Here is a 15,788-nt window from a genome sequence, read left to right as displayed (position 1 = left end):
GATAACGAACTAGAACCAGGTTTCCATCTGCACGCCGAAGTTCCACTCGCCGCCGGCGGTGAAGTTGCTCTGGCCCATGGCATCGGTGCTGGCGTAGCTGTCAAGCTCGGAGGACCAGTCCATCCAGGTGGCGAATACCCGCAACTCGGGCCGCTCGAAGAAGCCGGCGGTCTGCGCCTTGAAGGTGGGGGCTAAGGTGAGCTTGGTGAAGTCGCCGCTCACCGCCTGACGCCCCTTGTAGCCCTTGGGATCGAGATCCATGTACTGCCAGGTGGCCTCGTAGACCAGCTCGACGTTCTGGCTCAGCACCTGGGCCAGCCGGCCATTGAGGGTCACCCAGCGGTACTCGTCCCCCTTCACGTAACGGTCCTTGCTCTGCTCGGCCAGCAGGGCCGGGGCGACACGCCAGCGCGGACTGAGATCCGTGGCGCCAAACACGGCGACCCGCACCGCATCGGCGTCCGCCAGCAGCTCGCTGTCGGAACCCAGCCCCTTGAGTTCGGCACCCAGGCCGTGGCCATACAGCACGGCCGCCTTGGAGAAGCCGGGGTTGATGCCAAAGAAGCTGTCGGCGTGGTAGGCCAGCAGGGTGTGTGCCCCCTTGTTCGCCGCTTCGCTGCCGGCGCCGCCGTCGTTGATGCGCGCCTCGTTGTCCTTGGCGGAGAGGCCGTTCACCATCCACTGCCAGTTGCCGACCCGGTTGTTCATGGTGAGGATGTAGCTCTCGATGTCGGAGAGACCGCTCGCACTGATGTCGCCGTAGTCGCGCCCGTAGAGGGAGAAGTTCGCCTTCCAGCTGTCGGCCAGCTGCACGTCGTAGACGCCGCCGCCAGTGCCGGCCAGGAACACCACGTCCGAGTCGAGCCAGTGGATGTCGAAGTTGTCCCGGTCAAAGCGCTTGCCCGCCCACAACACAGCATGCTTGAAGGGACCGTCGAAACTCGCCAGATCGCCGATCTCGGCAAACACCTGGCGGGTGTTGAGACTGGAATCGCTAGCGGTCCAGTCGTTGCTGGTCTCCACCCCGTCCGCCAGCATCAACTTGTAGCGGGCCCAGCTGCCATCGGCGAAGGTCTGGGTCTTCAGCAGGTTGGCCTCCATGTAGGTGTCATCCTCGTTGCCAAGGCGACCCACGGCGCCACCCACCGAGCCGGCCGGGGTGATGTAGGGGCCGCCGCGACCGCCGTTGCCATTGCCGTTGACCAGCAGGCCCGAGCGGGCATAGCCGTGGAACTCGAAACCCTGGGCCCCGGCGGTCTGCTTGTCCACCTTCTCGCTCTGGGCCTTGGCCACCACGGCCGTCTCGCGGGCTTCGTTTGCCTTGCTCTGGGCCTCATCGGCCCGCGCTTCGGCGGCGGTGGCGCGCGCCTCGGCCGCCTGCACCCGCGCCTCCAGCGCCGCCAAACGGGCCTCGATACCACCATCCGCCGCCCACAGCGGGCTGCTCATCCCCAATCCCAGCGCTACCGCCAGCGCCAACTTGTGCTTGCACATCGTCATCGTCCTCACCTGTCATCTGTTGCCCGGTCGGGCCTGTTGTTATCGACGACGAGAGCATAGCTAAACCAATTTAGCTAACTCAATACATCAGCTAAACCGTTTCAGCTCAAGTGTGAGCGGGATAACATTCGTACAGCAGGAATTGGCGGAAGTTGTGAGGAAGATCCCTCATCGGGATCCACTCAATAAGCGGGGATCTTGCTAAAGCTGGGGCAAAAAAAGAGCCGGCACAGGGCCGGCTCTTGATATCTGGGTCGCGAACATCAGCTGGTCAGATCGTCGAAGAAGCGTTTCACCCCTTCGAAGAAGCCTTCCGATTTCGGCTTGTGGGTCTTGGCGGCAGCACCGCTGAAGGATTCATCTAGCTGGCGCAGCAGCTCTTTTTGCTGCTCGGTCAGCTTGACCGGGGTCTCCACCACCACCTTGCACATCAGATCCCCCACCTGGCCGGAGCGCACGGACTTGACGCCCTTGCCCCGCATGCGGAACATCTTGCCGGTCTGGGTCTCAGGGGTGACCTTGAGCTTGACCCGGCCATCCAGGGTCGGCACTTCGATCTCGCCACCCAGGGCTGCCGCGGTAAAGCTGATGGGCACTTCGCAGTAGAGGTTGTTGCCGTCACGCACGAAGATCTCGTGCTCCTTGACGTGCACCTGTACATACAGATCGCCCGCCGGTGCGCCGGCCTCCCCCGCTTCCCCTTCGCCGGAGAGACGGATGCGATCGCCAGTGTCGACGCCAGCCGGGATCTTGACCGACAGGGTCTTGGTCTTCTGGTAGCGACCCTCGCCATGGCACTTGCGGCACGGATCCTTGATGATCTTGCCGCGACCGTGGCAGTGGGGGCAGGGTTGCTGCACCGCAAAGAAGCCCTGACGCATCTGCACCTGGCCGGAGCCGTGGCAGGTCGGGCAGGTCTGGGCAGAGCTGCCGGTGTGGGCACCGGAGCCGTTACACACCTCACAGTGGACCAAGGTCGGTACCTTGATCTCCTTGGAGACCCCGCGCACCGCCTCTTCCAGGGTCAGCTCCATGGTGTAGCGCAGGTCGGAGCCACGGGCCGGGCCGCGACGGCCACCACCACGGCTGCCACCGAAAATATCGCCAAACACGTCGCCGAAGATGTCGCCGAAATCGGCGCCACCGCCAAAGCCACCGTGGCCACCGCCACCCTGGCTCTGATCCACGCCGGCGTGGCCGTACTGGTCATAGCGGGCACGCAGGTTGGCATCGGTCAGGATCTCGTAAGCTTCCTTGACCTCTTTGAACTTCTCTTCGGCACCGGCATCCCCCTGGTTGCGATCAGGGTGATACTTCATGGCCAGACGCTTGTACGCCTTCTTGATCTCGCGCTCGTCGGCATCTTTCGATACCCCCAGCACTTCGTAGAAATCGCGCTTCGACATACTTATCCTGTTGCTATATCAGCAGTTACGCAGACGGGCGTTGGTCACCCAACGCCCGTAAATTCATAGAATCAAGCCGATGGGCGAAGCGGACTTCGCCCATCTGGATCGGGCTTATTTCTTGTCGTCTTTCACTTCTTCGAACTCGGCATCGACCACGTCGTCGTCAGCCTTGGCGGAAGAGGAGGACTGACCGGCGTCAGCACCGGCGGCGCCTTGCGCCTGAGCCTGCTGCTGGGCAATCTCCATCAGCTTCTGGGACGCTTCCAGCAGTGCCTGCTGCTTGGCCTCGATAACGGCCTTGTCGTCGCCCTTGATGGCGGTTTCCAGCTCGCTCAGTGCAGCTTCGACCTTGGTCTTGTCGTCGGCAGGCAGGGCTTCACCGGCTTCGGTAACCTGCTTGCGCACGGAGTGGACCAGACCATCAGCCTGGTTGCGGGCCTGCACCAGCTCTTCAAACTTCTTGTCCTCGGCCGCGTTGGCTTCGGCTTCACGTACCATGCGCTCGATCTCGTCATCAGACAGACCAGAGGAGGCCTGGATGGTGATCTTCTGCTCCTTGTTGGTCTCCTTGTCTTTGGCGGAGACGTGCAGGATGCCGTTGGCGTCGATGTCGAAGGTCACTTCGATCTGCGGCAGACCACGCGGTGCCGGACGGATGCCTTCCAGGTTGAACTGGCCCAGAGACTTGTTGTCGCTGGCGCGCTTGCGCTCACCCTGCAGCACGTGAATGGTCACGGCAGACTGGTTGTCTTCGGCAGTGGAGAACACCTGAGACTTCTTGGTCGGAATGGTGGTGTTCTTCTCGATAAGCGCAGTCATCACGCTGCCCATGGTTTCGATACCCAGAGAAAGCGGGGTCACGTCCAGCAGCAGTACGTCGGTCTTGTCACCGGACAGAACGGCACCCTGGATGGCAGCACCCATGGCCACGGCTTCGTCCGGGTTGACGTCTTTGCGCGGCTCTTTGCCGAAGAACTCGGCAACTGTCTTCTGAACCAGCGGCATACGGGTCTGACCACCAACCAGAATCACGTCGTCGATCTCGCCAACCGCCAGACCGGAGTCTTTCAGGGCGACGCGAACCGGCTCCAGAGAGTCCTTCACCATGTCTTCCACCAGGGATTCCAGCTTGGCGCGGGTCACCTTGATGTTCATGTGCTTCGGACCGGTGGCATCGGCAGTGATGTACGGCAGGTTGACGTCGGTCTGCTGGGCGGAAGAGAGCTCGATCTTGGCTTTCTCGGCGGCATCTTTCAGACGCTGCAGGGCCAGCTGGTCGTTGCGCAGGTCGATGCCCTGCTCGCGCTTGAACTCGTCTACCAGGTAGTTGATGACGCGGTTGTCAAAGTCTTCACCACCCAGGTGGGTGTTACCGTTGGTCGCCAGTACTTCGAAGGTGGTTTCGCCTTCCACTTCGTCGATCTCGATGATGGAGATATCGAAGGTACCGCCCCCTAAGTCATACACGGCGACCTTGCGCTCGCCCTTGACCTTGTTGACGCCGTAGGCGAAAGCCGCTGCAGTCGGTTCGTTGATGATGCGTTTTACATCCAGACCGGCGATGCGACCAGCATCCTTGGTGGCCTGACGCTGGGCGTCGTTGAAGTAGGCCGGTACAGTGATGACGGCTTCGGTGACCGGCTCGCCCAGGTAGTCTTCGGCGGTCTTCTTCATCTTTTTCAGCACTTCGGCAGAGATCTGCGGCGGTGCCATTTTCTTGCCTTTCACCTCGACCCAGGCGTCACCGTTGTCGGCCTTGGCGATGGCGTACGGCATGATTTTCAGGTCACGTTGTACTTCGTCATCTTCGAAACGACGGCCGATCAGACGCTTGATGGCGAACAGCGTGTTCTTCGGGTTGGTGATGGCCTGACGCTTGGCCGGCTGACCAACCAGGATTTCGCCGTCATCGGCATAGGCAATGATGGACGGAGTAGTACGGTCGCCTTCCGCGTTCTCGATCACGCGAGCATGGTCGCCATCCAGAATAGCGACGCAGGAGTTGGTAGTACCCAGGTCAATACCGATGATTTTACCCATTTGACGAATCTCCAAATACTTTGAATAAACTGGCGAGGGGCTCGCCTTAATGCGTTAACGGCTAGGTGGGGCCTGCCAATCTGGCTTTCAAGCTCCCGGCATCAAATTTTTTGTGCCGCCGTGGCCTTGCATCCTATATGGGGTCGCAAGTGGCCACTTCAAGCCCCGCCCTGCAAAAACCCCGCCTTTTGTCATGGCCGGGCCATGACGCACCGCAGGGATACACAACAAAAAGCCCGCCAAGCGGCGGGCCTGGGCATCAAGCACCGACTCAGTCGACGGCCTTGGATACCATGACCATGGCCGGACGGATCACGCGACCGTTCAGCTCGTAGCCTTTCTGCATCACGGCGATGACGGTGTTCGGCGCCACGTCGGCACTCGGCACCATGCTCATCGCCTGATGGGCGTTGGGGTCAAACGGCTGGTTGGTCGGATCCAGCGCCGCCAGGCCGAACTTGGCCACGCCGCTCTGCATGGATTTCAGGGTCAGCTCGACCCCTTCGATCATCGGCTTGAGGGCGTCGTTTTCCCTGTCGGCCAGCTCGATGGCACGCTCCATGTTGTCCAGCACCGGCAAGAGCTCGGCGGCGAACTTCTCCAGCGCGAACTTGTGCGCCTTCTCCACGTCCTGCGCCGCGCGACGACGCAGGTTCTCCATCTCTGCGACGGCACGAATGGCGCGCTCGCGCTCTTCGGCAGAGGCTTGCTGGGCAGCTTCCAGCTGCGCCTCCAGCTCGGCAATGCGGGCCTGCTCGGCTGTCACTTCACTGTCTACATCGGTCGGCTCGACTGGCTGGGCTTCCACTTGCTCCATCGCTTCAACCTTTTGTTCTTCGTGGTTCATGACATCTCCAATTGCGGGTTACTTATGAGGGCCCGCTCTCCGGTTGCGCGACCGGACGGCAACGGGCCGACTATGTTGGCGCTATTATGGGGATGGATCCCCGGCTTTCAAGGGGAAAAGGGCGCCATTATCGCCAAGGAGGTGACGCGACAGGCAATTTACGGTGTTTTCCCGCCCCATGGCGCAAGCGGACACGCCGGCAGCAGACAAATCCCCCCCAAAGCGCGGTATACTCCCCCCAATACTCATCCCAGACCCGACAGACCATGGATTCTCCGTTCAAAACCATCGCCCTGATTGGCAAGCCCCACCACGAAGGGGCCAACCAGACCCTGACCGGCCTGCATCAATACCTGACCACCCGCGGTTTTCGGGTGCTGGTAGAGAGCCGGGTGGCCCACGCCCTCGGCATCATGGACGAGAACGTGATGGATCTGGTGCAACTGGGCCAGCAGGCGGATCTCGCCATCGTGGTCGGTGGTGACGGCAACATGCTGGGGGCGGCGCGGGTACTGTCGCGCTTCGACGTGGCGGTGATCGGGGTGAACCGGGGCAACCTCGGCTTTCTCACCGATCTCTCGCCGCAGGATTACCTGCTGCCGCTGGAGCAGGTGCTGTGCGGCCACTACAAGAGCGAGCACCGCTTCCTGCTGGAGGCGGCGGTCTATCGCCACGGCGAGCGCAAGTCCAACAACCTTGCGGTCAACGAGGCGGTGCTGCACCCGGGCAAGATTGCCCACATGATCGAGTTCGAGGTCTACATCGACGGCAGCTTTATGTACAGCCAGCGCTCGGACGGCATCATAGTGGCCACCCCTACCGGCTCCACCGCCTACTCCCTGTCGGCGGGCGGCGCCATCCTCACCCCCAAGCTCAACGCCATCACGCTGGTGCCCATGTTCCCGCACACCCTGAGCAGCCGCCCCATAGTGCTGGACGCCGACAGCGAAGTGCGGTTGCTGGTCTCACCGGACAATCAGGACGACGCCATGCAAGTGAGCTGCGACGGCCAGGTGACGCTGGCGGTCCACCCGGGGGACGAGATCCTCATCAAGAAGAGCAGCCACAAGCTGCATCTGGTGCATCCGCTGGATTACAGCTACTTCCACGTGCTGCGCAACAAGCTCGGCTGGGGCAGCAAGCTGTTCTGATCTCCAGCCCTGCACTCCCTGTTTCTCACAAAACGGCCCCTGACGCGGGCCGTTTTGCATTCCGTCCCGCGGCGACATCTTTACTGTATGGAAAACCAGTATATACTGGATGCATACACAGTAATGTTGGCCCATACAGGATGAGACCATGCTGACCCAGCTGACCGTCAACAACTTCGCCATCGTCAAGTTTCTCGAACTCGATCTGCAACCGGGCATGACCTGCATCACGGGTGAGACCGGGGCGGGTAAATCCATCGCCATCGACGCCCTGGGCCTGTGCCTGGGGGAGCGTGCCGAAGCGGGCATGGTGCGACCGGACAGTGACAAGAGCGAGGTCAGCGCCCGCTTCCTGCTGGACGGCAACCCGGCCGCTCGCGCCTGGCTGGCCACCAACGAGCTGGAAAACGAAGGGGAATGCATAGTGCGACGGGTTATCTCCGCCGAGGGGCGTTCGCGCAGCTACATCAACGGCGTGCCCGTGCCCCTCACCCAGCTCAAGAACCTGGGCCAGCTGCTGGTCAACGTCCATGGCCAGCATGCCCACCAGATGCTGCTCAAACCCGATTACCAGCTCGCCCTGCTCGATGGCTACGCCGGCCACCATCTGCTGCTCGATGAGGTGCGCCGCCACTACCAGCAGTGGCGCCAGCTGCAGAACGAGCTCAACCGGCTCAAGGCCGAGCAGCAGCAGCGGGAGGCCCGCCGCCAGCTCATCGAATACCAGGTGCAGGAGCTGGATGAATTTGCCCTGCAACCGGGGGAGTTTGAAGAGATTGAAGAGGAGCATCAGCGCCTGGCCAACGGCACCGAGCTGATGCAGGAGTGCGGCGCCTGTCTGGATCTGCTCTATGACAACGAGGAGACCACCATCGCCGGTCTGCTGCAGACCGTCGTCGATCGGGCCGAGGGGCTGGTCGCCATGGACAGCCGGCTGGGCGACGTGCTCGGCATGCTCAACGAGGCCCTCATCGGGGTGCAGGAGAGCCACAGCGAGCTGCGCAGCTACCTGGATCGGCTGGAGCTGGATCCAGAGCGCTTCAACGAGCTGGAGAGCCGCCTCTCCAAGGCCATCAACCTGGCCCGCAAGCACCACGTCAAACCGGCCGAGCTGGCCCTGCACCATCAGGAGCTGGCCGCCGATCTGGCGCGCCTCAACTCCGACGAGGAACGGCTGGAGGGGATGGAAGACGAGCTGGCCGAGGCCCGCCAGGCCTTCGTGCAGGCCGCCGAGGCCCTGAGCCAGAGTCGCCAACGCTATGCCAAAGAGCTCGGCGCCAAGGTGAGTGCCAGCATGCACGAGCTGGCGATGCCGGACGGCCGCTTCGCCATTGAGGTGCGCCCCGATGCCCAGAGCAGCCTGTCACCGCTCGGCATCGACCGGGTGGAGTTCATGGTCACCACCAACCCGGGCCAGCCCATCCAGCCGCTCGGCAAGGTGGCCTCCGGCGGCGAACTGTCGCGTATCAGCCTCGCCATCGTGGTGATCAGCGCCCGCAAGATCTCGACGCCGACCCTCATCTTCGATGAAGTGGACGTGGGGATCAGCGGCCCGACAGCGGCCGTGGTAGGGCGCCTGCTGCGCCAGCTGGGGGAATCGACCCAGGTGATGGTGGTCACCCACCTACCCCAGGTCGCAGGAAAGGGGCACCAGCACATGGTGGTGAGCAAGCACACCGACGGCAAGACCACCGAAACCCAGATGCAGGCGCTGGATCAAAGTGCCCGTCTCAACGAGCTGGCCCGTCTGCTGGGGGGCGATCAGATCACCGACAACACCCTGGCCAACGCTCGCGAACTGCTGGCCTGCTGAGGCAAAGGTCAGCCATCTGCACGCGGGGCCCACGTTGAGGATCAGGTTCCCCGCGTAACCCCGCCTGCTGGTGACGGCGGTTTGCTGCGCCGCGGCGGGTGCATCATCACCATGCCGCCGTTGCCGCATTCTGGAGAGCTCCCCCCCCGAGAGATCACTTTCTGGCGGTTTGAATGGTCACGGCCTGCCTGGCCGGATCGAAGCCTCATAGCCTCTCGCTCATACCGAGACGCGGCCTAATCTCTTTGCTTGCCCATCCCCCTATCCACCTCTTGCAGCGTGAACCTTGCGGCCATGGGCGATCCCCCGGCGCTTGCCACACAGCTATCTCCTTCCGCTTGTCTCCCTGTCCGAGTTTGCCTCCCTGCCCTAATCTGCTGCCCGGGTCTGCCTCCCTACCCAGCCCCAAGGCGATTCAGCAGCAGGAGTGAGCGCCCCTTTTACAACAGGGTCTCGCCCGCCGCAGGGCGGCCTGCGCCGGTTGCCATGAGCGGGGACGGCGCATAGAGTGAATCCAGAGCAGGGCAAGCCCCTGTTTTCCCGTTTGCCCCGCATACCTGATCTTGCCTCAGGTACGTCATCAACCGCAGGAATGGCACCATGCTCCACGTGTTTGGTCACAAGAATCCCGATAGCGACAGCATCTGTACCGCCCTGGTGGCTGCCGACTGGCTCAATCGCCAGGGCCGCCCTGCCCAGGCCTATGCCCTTGGCGAACCCATCGCCGAAACCCGCTTCATTCTGGAAACCGCCGGCGTCGCCGCCCCGCCCCTGCTGCAGGGCAGCGTGGCCAACAAAGAGGTGTTCCTGGTGGATTTCAGCGAGCTGGAGCAGGGGCCGGATGGACTGACAGAGGCCGACGTGCAGGGCCTCATCGACCACCACCGCATCGGCACCCTCATTACCCGTGGGCCGCTCGATGCCTGGATCCGGGCCGTGGGTTGCAGCGCCACCGTGCTGCTGGAGCTGATGGGTTACCATACCCTCTCCCGCGCCCAGGCTCGCCTGCTGCTGGGGGCCATCATCAGCGATACCTTCAGCCTCACCTCGCCCACCACCACGGCGCGCGATCGCGCCGCCGTCCATGCCCTGCTGCCGCTGGCGGATCTGGCGCTGGAGCCCTTTGCCCAGACCCTGCTGGAGCGCCGCACCCAGCTTGGTGACGCCCCCATGGCCGAGCTGCTCACCGCCGACGAGAAGGCCTACCAGATAGCCGGCTACCAGCTCTATGTCAGCCAGATCTGCGTGATGGATCCGGGTCAACTGCACAGCCGGCAGGCGGAACTGGAACAAGCCATGCAGCTGCGGCTGGCAGAGGATGGGCTGGATGCCTATGTCCTGATGCTAACCGACCTGGCTCAGGGGGGCAGCCAGCTCCATTTCGCCAGCAACGGCATCCTGCCCGCCCACCCCATCCAGCTGATCGGCGCCGTCAGTCGCAAGAAAGAGGGGCTGCCTTGGCTGACGAGCTATCTGGCAGGCAAGCCACTCTGACGCTGACCCGGCGAGTCCCGCTTCACGCCGGACTCGCCGTTCTGCTCACCCGTCCCACCCACTCTCTTGTTATCTTGCCGTCTGCCAGTCAACACCCTCCGGCATGGCTCCAGAGAGGGGCCAATCCCGGCTTTGCTCGCACTTTTGACGGCTCGCACGTCATTTGCCCGTCCAGCCCAGGTTTTCCTTCATTTTCCATTCAACTCAGTCTGTTATGATGATGTAAACGAGCATGCCCTGGCGCTGCATCAGCGACACCCGCTGACACCGACAGCCACAGAGACAGGTTCGTGCTATGCGACACATAGCGGGTACACAGTGATCTGGGACAGGCCGTTTGTCCCTGGTGGCCCGCACCATGCCAAGGGAGAATTGCTTATGACCTCAACCAATATCGTGCTGTTGCTGGAAGGCAAAGATTACGAGCAGGAGACGCTGGCCAAAGCGAGTCAATTGGCACAAGGAATGGGGGGCGAGCTCACCCTGCTGCACCTGACCCACAGCAGCAAGATGCGCCGCAACAGCCTGTCGCTGTCGGAAGAGGAGCGCAGCGCCCAGGGTACGCTGGACGCCAAGGCCATCATCAGCGAGCTCATCACCACCCTGCAACACCCGGTGGATTACCAGTGCCTGGTGGTCGATGACGTGGTGCCTGACCTGAAACGCTGGCTGGCCACTCACCCGATGGATCTGCTGCTGGTCGGCAGTCGCCACCACTGGATGGAGGGCTCCCTGGCCCGCCTGCTTATCTACAAGCTGCCGCTCGACATCCAGATCTGCCACGAGCCCTACGCCGAACAACTCAAGGCCGTCGGCTGACGACCGGCCCCCGCCGACTCAGGCCGGGTACCCGAATGACCGCCCGCAGCGGGCTTTTTCGCCCGCTGCCCCCCCGCCCCGTCTGCTCGCCAGGAAGCCCAACTAGGGCACGCTAGTGACAAGACTATCTACATGTTTTCTTACATATTCATCACTGTTTTTTGAGCCTCGTTTGCTGCAGGATGTTGCCCTTGCACGCCTTCGTTCGCTTCTTTCAGGTGAAAAATGAACATCACTCCCAAGCAGAGAAAAATTGCCCTGCTCGCCCTCGTGCCCGTGCTCGCCATCGGCTGGTTGGCCTGGCCGAGCAAGGCTCCCGAGCCGGTACTGACCGCCGAGGTGACCCGCCAGGACGTGGAGCAGACCGTACTGGCCAGCGGTGTGTTGCAGGCCATCGAGCAGGTAGACGTCGGTGCCCAGGTCTCGGGCCAGGTCACCTATCTGGCGGTAGAGGCAGGTCAGAAGGTCAAGCAGGGAGACCTGCTGGCCGAGATCGATCCGCTGATCGCCCAGAACAACCTCAAGACCGCCGAGGCGGATCTCGCCAGCCGCCGCGCCCAGCTCAAGATCAAGCAGGCCCAGCTCAAGCAGAACGAGCTGAGCTGGCGTCGCCAGCAGCAGATGTTCAGGCAGGAGGCGAGCTCGCGCGCCGATCTGGAGAGCGCCGAAGCCCAGCTGGCCGTGACCAGAGCCGAGCTGCAGGGGGCATTGGCTGAAGTCGACAATGCCCAGATCAAGGTGGAGCGAGCCAAGACGGAGCTCGGCTACAACCGCATTCAGGCGCCCATGGATGGTACCGTCGTCAGCATAGTGACCCGCCAGGGGCAGACCCTGGCCGCCAGCCAGACGGTGCCGACCCTGCTCAAGCTCGCCAACCTGGAGACCATGACGGTCAAGGCGCAGATCTCGGAAGCGGACGTCACCCGGGTCAAGGCCGGCATGCCGGTCTATTTCACCCTGATGGGGGATCCGGACACCCGCTACCACGGCACCCTGCGCACCGTCGAGCTGGCCCCCACCAACATCAATGAGCAGGCCACCAGCACCACGGCCACCAACAACGCCGCCGTCTACTACTACGCCCTGTTCGACGTGCCCAACCCGGATCACACCCTGCGGGTCGCCATGACCACCCAGGTCACCATAGTGCTCGGCGAGCGCAAGCAGGTGCTGACCATTCCGCAGACCGCCCTTGGCAAGAAGCTCGGGGAGAACGAGTACGAGGTCACCCTGCTCAAGGAGGATGACCAGAAGGAGACTCGCCGCATCAAGACCGGCATGAAGGATGACATCAAGGTGGAGGTGGTCAGCGGCCTGAGCGAACAGGAGAAGGTCACCCTGAACCAGGGTTCGCCGGTCAGTGGCAATGACGTGGAGATCATGCTGTGAGCGAGCCTCTGATCCAGCTCAAGGGGATCGAGCGGCGCTACCAGAGCGGAGAGCAGGAAGTGACCGTGCTCCATCCCCTCGATCTCACCATCGAGGCGGGAGAGATGATCGCCATCGTCGGCGCCTCCGGCTCCGGCAAGTCGACCCTGATGAACCTGCTCGGCTGCCTCGATCGACCTAGCAGCGGCCAGTACCTGTTCCGCGGCCAGGACACCGCCACCCTGGACGCCCTCTCCCTCGCCAGGCTGCGCTGTCACCACTTCGGCTTCATCTTTCAGCGCTACCACCTGTTGCCGCACCTCAATGCCGCCGCCAACGTGGAGATCCCGGCCGTCTACGCCGGCACGCCACGGGCCGAGCGCCAGGCCCGCTCCCAGGCACTGCTGGCGCGACTGGGGCTCAGCGAGCGCAGCCATCACACCCCGAGTCAGCTCTCTGGCGGCCAGCAGCAGCGGGTCAGTATCGCCCGGGCGCTGGCCAACGGCGGCGAGGTGATCCTGGCGGACGAACCCACCGGGGCCCTCGACAGCCAGAGCGGCAAGGAGGTGATGGCCATCCTCAGGGAGCTGCACGCCCAGGGCCACACCATCATACTGGTGACCCACGACATGGAGGTGGCCAGCCACGCCGACCGGATCATCACCCTGAAAGATGGCCGGGTGCAGGAAGACAGCGGCCGCAAACCGGCCGCCCCCGTGACCCCGACCGCCGCCCCCGCCGGCAAGGAAGGGGCAGGCCACGACTGGGATCGCTACCGGGAAGCGGCACGCATGGCGCTGCACGCCATGCTGGCCCACCGCATGCGCACCTTCCTCACCATGCTCGGCATCATCATCGGTATCGCCGCCGTGGTGAGCGTGGTGGCGCTCGGCCAGGGGGCCCGTGCCAAGGTGATCGACCAGATCAATGCCATGGGCACCAACACCATCGACATCTTCCCCGGCAAGGATTGGGGGGACGAGAAAGCCGCCAGCATCCAGACCCTCAACAAGCGGGATCTCGACGCCCTGCTCGGCCAACCCTACCTGGAAGGGGCCAGCCCCCAGATCGCCGCCTCCGGCCAGCTGCGCTATCGCAACAAGACCAACAGCGGCAGCATAGTCGGGGTCGGCAGCGACTTCTTCCGGGTCAAGGGGATGAAGCTCACCAACGGCCGGCTGTTTGACGAGCGCGACATCCAGAACCGGACCGCGGTGGCGGTAGTGGACGGCAAGACCATAGAGAGCCTGCTCGGCAAGCAGGATCCCGTCGGCCAGGTGGTGCTGGTCGGCACCCTGCCGGTGCGCATCGTCGGCGTGGTGGAAGAGGAGACCGGGTTTGGTCGCAGCGGCCAGTCGGTGAACGTCTGGCTGCCCTACAGCGCCGTGATGAGCCGCCTCATCTCCCAGAACCACTTCAGCCAGCTCACCATCCGGGTCAAGGACGGGGTGCAACCGGCGCTGGCCGAACAGGCCGCCATCGAGCTGCTGACCCAGCGCCACGGGGTGAAGGACTTCTTCACCTTCAGCAGCGACAGCATCATCAAGTCGGTGGAGAAAACCACCGCCACCATGACCCTGCTGGTCTCCGCCATCGCGGTGATCTCCCTCATCGTCGGCGGCGTCGGAGTAATGAACATCATGCTGGTGTCGGTGGTGGAGCGCACCCGCGAGATCGGCATCCGCATCGCGGTCGGTGCCCGCCAGTCGGACATACTGCAGCAGTTTCTGATCGAAGCGGTGATGGTTAGCCTGCTGGGGGGCATGCTCGGGGTGGGGGTATCCCTCTTCATCGGCCTGCTCTTCTCCCTGTTCGTGGAGAGCATCCAGATGCACTTCTCGCTCTTTTCCATCCTGATGGCGTTTGGCTGTTCCTCGCTCATCGGGATCCTGTTTGGCTATCTGCCCGCCCGCAATGCCGCCCGGCTCGATCCGGTCGAGGCGCTGGCGAGGGAATGACGATGTACCACTTATCCAAACTGGGGCTCTGCCTCACCCTGGCGCTCGGCCTCGGCGCCTGCAGCCAGCAGAGCAGCTATCAGCGGCAGGAGCTGGCACTGGCCGATCATTGGCAGCAGCCAGAGGACGGTCTTAACCGCCAGCTGGCCGGCCCCTGGTGGCAGGGCTTCCACGATCCCGAGCTCAATCGGCTGATCGAGGCCGTGCTGGCGGCCAACCCGGACATGCAGGTCGCCGGCCTGCGCCTGCGCAGCGCCCTGCTCAGTGCCGATCTGGCCGACACCAACCTGACCCCCTCGGTCGATGCCAGCCTCGGCGGCAATGGCACCAAGAATCTGAAGAGCGGCAAGAGTGAAGGCAGCATGGGCCCCTCCCTGACCCTCGGCTATGAGGTGGATCTGTGGGGCAGGCTCGCCTCGGTGCGGGATCAGGCTAGCTGGGAGGCCGAGGCGTCCGCCCAGGATCTGGCCGCCACCCGCCTGATGCTGATCGGCAAGGCGCTCGAGCAATATTGGCAGCTGGCCTACCTTGGCTCGGCCATCACCCTGGGCCAGCAGCAGCTCGCCAACTATGTGCGCGCCGAGCAGCTGACCCAGGCCAAGTACCGGGCTGGCGCCGTGACCCGGCTCGATCTGGTGCAGGCCAGCCAGCAGAAGGCCGGCAAACAGGCGGAGCTCAGCTCGCTTCTGATGCAGCAGGAGCAGGCCCGCAATGCCCTGCGCCTGTTGCTCGGTCGCAGCAGCGGCCCGCTGGCGTTCGAACCCAAGGCGCTGCCGACGGCCGCCATCCCCACCCTGGCGGTCGGCATTCCGGCCGACGTGCTGGCGCGGCGTCCCGACGTGCGTGCCGCCGAGCTGCGCCTGCGCAAGACCCTGGCGAAGGGGGACGAGATCCGCACGGGCCTCTACCCCACATTGAAGCTGACCGGCGGCGCCAACAGCAGCTCGGACACCCTGACCCAGGTGCTGCAAAACCCGGTGGGCACCCTGGGCGCCACGTTGGCGCTGCCCTTCCTCGAGTACAACAAGACCCGGCTCGCCATCGCCGGCGCCAAGCTCGATTACCAGATAGCCGAAGCGGAGTTTCGCAAGCAGCTCTACGGTGCGCTGGTGGAGGTGGAGGATGGTCTGACCGCCCGCCACCACGGCGAGCAACGCCTGAGCTACCTGGCCGAGCAGCTGGACTTTGCCAAAGAGGCGGAGCGGCTGGCGAGAGCCCGCTACCAGGCCGGCGCCACCGGGGTACAACCCTGGCTGGATGAGCAGAACCGGCTGTGGGACGCCGAGCTCGCCCTGCTCGGCCAGCAGAAGGAGCAGCTCAACACCATGGCCAGGATCTACAAGGCGCTGGGGGGCAGCGATCGCCTCTGAGTCCAGCCCCCTCGCCCCA

General features: G+C 63.6%; 11 protein-coding genes. 7 read left to right on the top strand and 4 right to left on the bottom strand.

What is annotated here, in order from left to right; translation table 11 throughout:
- Positions 1–9: 9 nt before the first annotated feature.
- The 4 genes from AB5Y94_RS14335 to grpE form a co-directional block, all read right to left on the bottom strand.
- The gene (locus AB5Y94_RS14335; RefSeq protein ID WP_368205896.1) at positions 10–1,500 is read right to left on the bottom strand and encodes a carbohydrate porin; all 1,491 of its coding nucleotides are present in this window, start codon (positions 1,498–1,500) and stop codon (positions 10–12) included.
- A gap of 263 nt (positions 1,501–1,763) precedes the next feature.
- On the bottom strand, positions 1,764–2,906 hold the full coding sequence (gene dnaJ / locus AB5Y94_RS14330) for a molecular chaperone DnaJ (protein WP_005303007.1): 1,143 nt from the start codon (positions 2,904–2,906) through the stop codon (positions 1,764–1,766).
- 114 nt (positions 2,907–3,020) lie between these two features.
- Positions 3,021–4,949 carry a molecular chaperone DnaK gene (gene dnaK / locus AB5Y94_RS14325; protein WP_005303009.1) on the bottom strand — a complete coding sequence of 643 codons (1,929 nt, stop codon included), beginning with the start codon at positions 4,947–4,949 and terminating at the stop codon, positions 3,021–3,023.
- 271 nt (positions 4,950–5,220) lie between these two features.
- On the bottom strand, positions 5,221–5,796 hold the full coding sequence (grpE, locus tag AB5Y94_RS14320; protein ID WP_126881410.1) for a nucleotide exchange factor GrpE: 576 nt from the start codon (positions 5,794–5,796) through the stop codon (positions 5,221–5,223).
- A gap of 266 nt (positions 5,797–6,062) precedes the next feature.
- On the opposite strand from grpE, the gene nadK reads away from it, so the two are divergent.
- The 7 genes from nadK (at position 6,063) to AB5Y94_RS14285 (ending at position 15,769) form a co-directional block, all read left to right on the top strand.
- Complete coding sequence (gene nadK, locus AB5Y94_RS14315; protein WP_005303013.1) at positions 6,063–6,947, top strand: NAD(+) kinase; 885 nt, start codon at positions 6,063–6,065, stop codon at positions 6,945–6,947.
- Between the two features lie 148 nt (positions 6,948–7,095).
- Positions 7,096–8,760: a DNA repair protein RecN gene (gene recN / locus AB5Y94_RS14310; RefSeq protein WP_368205894.1), complete on the top strand. Its 1,665-nt coding sequence runs from the start codon at positions 7,096–7,098 to the stop codon at positions 8,758–8,760.
- 600 nt (positions 8,761–9,360) lie between these two features.
- Positions 9,361–10,254 carry a DHHA2 domain-containing protein gene (locus tag AB5Y94_RS14305; RefSeq protein WP_368205892.1) on the top strand — a complete coding sequence of 298 codons (894 nt, stop codon included), beginning with the start codon at positions 9,361–9,363 and terminating at the stop codon, positions 10,252–10,254.
- 378 nt (positions 10,255–10,632) lie between these two features.
- Entirely contained in the window at positions 10,633–11,073 is a 441-nt protein-coding gene (locus AB5Y94_RS14300; RefSeq protein ID WP_005303019.1) for a universal stress protein, read from the top strand.
- A gap of 225 nt (positions 11,074–11,298) precedes the next feature.
- Entirely contained in the window at positions 11,299–12,462 is a 1,164-nt protein-coding gene (gene macA / locus AB5Y94_RS14295) for a macrolide transporter subunit MacA (protein WP_017780716.1), read from the top strand.
- Complete coding sequence (locus tag AB5Y94_RS14290; protein WP_279461906.1) at positions 12,459–14,399, top strand: MacB family efflux pump subunit; 1,941 nt, start codon at positions 12,459–12,461, stop codon at positions 14,397–14,399. Before macA ends, AB5Y94_RS14290 begins: the two co-directional genes overlap by 4 nt.
- Complete coding sequence (locus tag AB5Y94_RS14285) at positions 14,396–15,769, top strand: efflux transporter outer membrane subunit (protein ID WP_274181416.1); 1,374 nt, start codon at positions 14,396–14,398, stop codon at positions 15,767–15,769. The genes AB5Y94_RS14290 and AB5Y94_RS14285 overlap by 4 nt, the downstream gene beginning before the upstream one ends.
- Positions 15,770–15,788: the final 19 nt, after the last annotated feature.

It is taken from the genome of Aeromonas sp. s5 (assembly GCF_040907865.1).
Taxonomy (GTDB): Bacteria; Pseudomonadota; Gammaproteobacteria; order Enterobacterales; family Aeromonadaceae; genus Aeromonas; species Aeromonas dhakensis.
Note: the sequence above shows the minus strand (reverse complement) of the source record. Positions and strands in the feature narration are given on the sequence as shown.

Excerpts from the sequence above, each read along its gene's own strand:
- nadK (WP_005303013.1), top strand. The coding sequence starts at position 6,063 with ATGGATTCTCCGTTCAAAACCATCGCCCTGATTGGCAAGCCCCACCAC.
- recN (WP_368205894.1), top strand. The coding sequence starts at position 7,096 with ATGCTGACCCAGCTGACCGTCAACAACTTCGCCATCGTCAAGTTTCTC.
- AB5Y94_RS14285 (WP_274181416.1), top strand. The coding sequence starts at position 14,396 with ATGACGATGTACCACTTATCCAAACTGGGGCTCTGCCTCACCCTGGCG.
- AB5Y94_RS14305 (WP_368205892.1), top strand. The coding sequence starts at position 9,361 with ATGCTCCACGTGTTTGGTCACAAGAATCCCGATAGCGACAGCATCTGT.
- grpE (WP_126881410.1), bottom strand. The coding sequence starts at position 5,796 with ATGAACCACGAAGAACAAAAGGTTGAAGCGATGGAGCAAGTGGAAGCC.
- macA (WP_017780716.1), top strand. The coding sequence starts at position 11,299 with ATGAACATCACTCCCAAGCAGAGAAAAATTGCCCTGCTCGCCCTCGTG.
- dnaJ (WP_005303007.1), bottom strand. The coding sequence starts at position 2,906 with ATGTCGAAGCGCGATTTCTACGAAGTGCTGGGGGTATCGAAAGATGCC.
- dnaK (WP_005303009.1), bottom strand. The coding sequence starts at position 4,949 with ATGGGTAAAATCATCGGTATTGACCTGGGTACTACCAACTCCTGCGTC.
- AB5Y94_RS14300 (WP_005303019.1), top strand. The coding sequence starts at position 10,633 with ATGACCTCAACCAATATCGTGCTGTTGCTGGAAGGCAAAGATTACGAG.
- AB5Y94_RS14335 (WP_368205896.1), bottom strand. The coding sequence starts at position 1,500 with ATGACGATGTGCAAGCACAAGTTGGCGCTGGCGGTAGCGCTGGGATTG.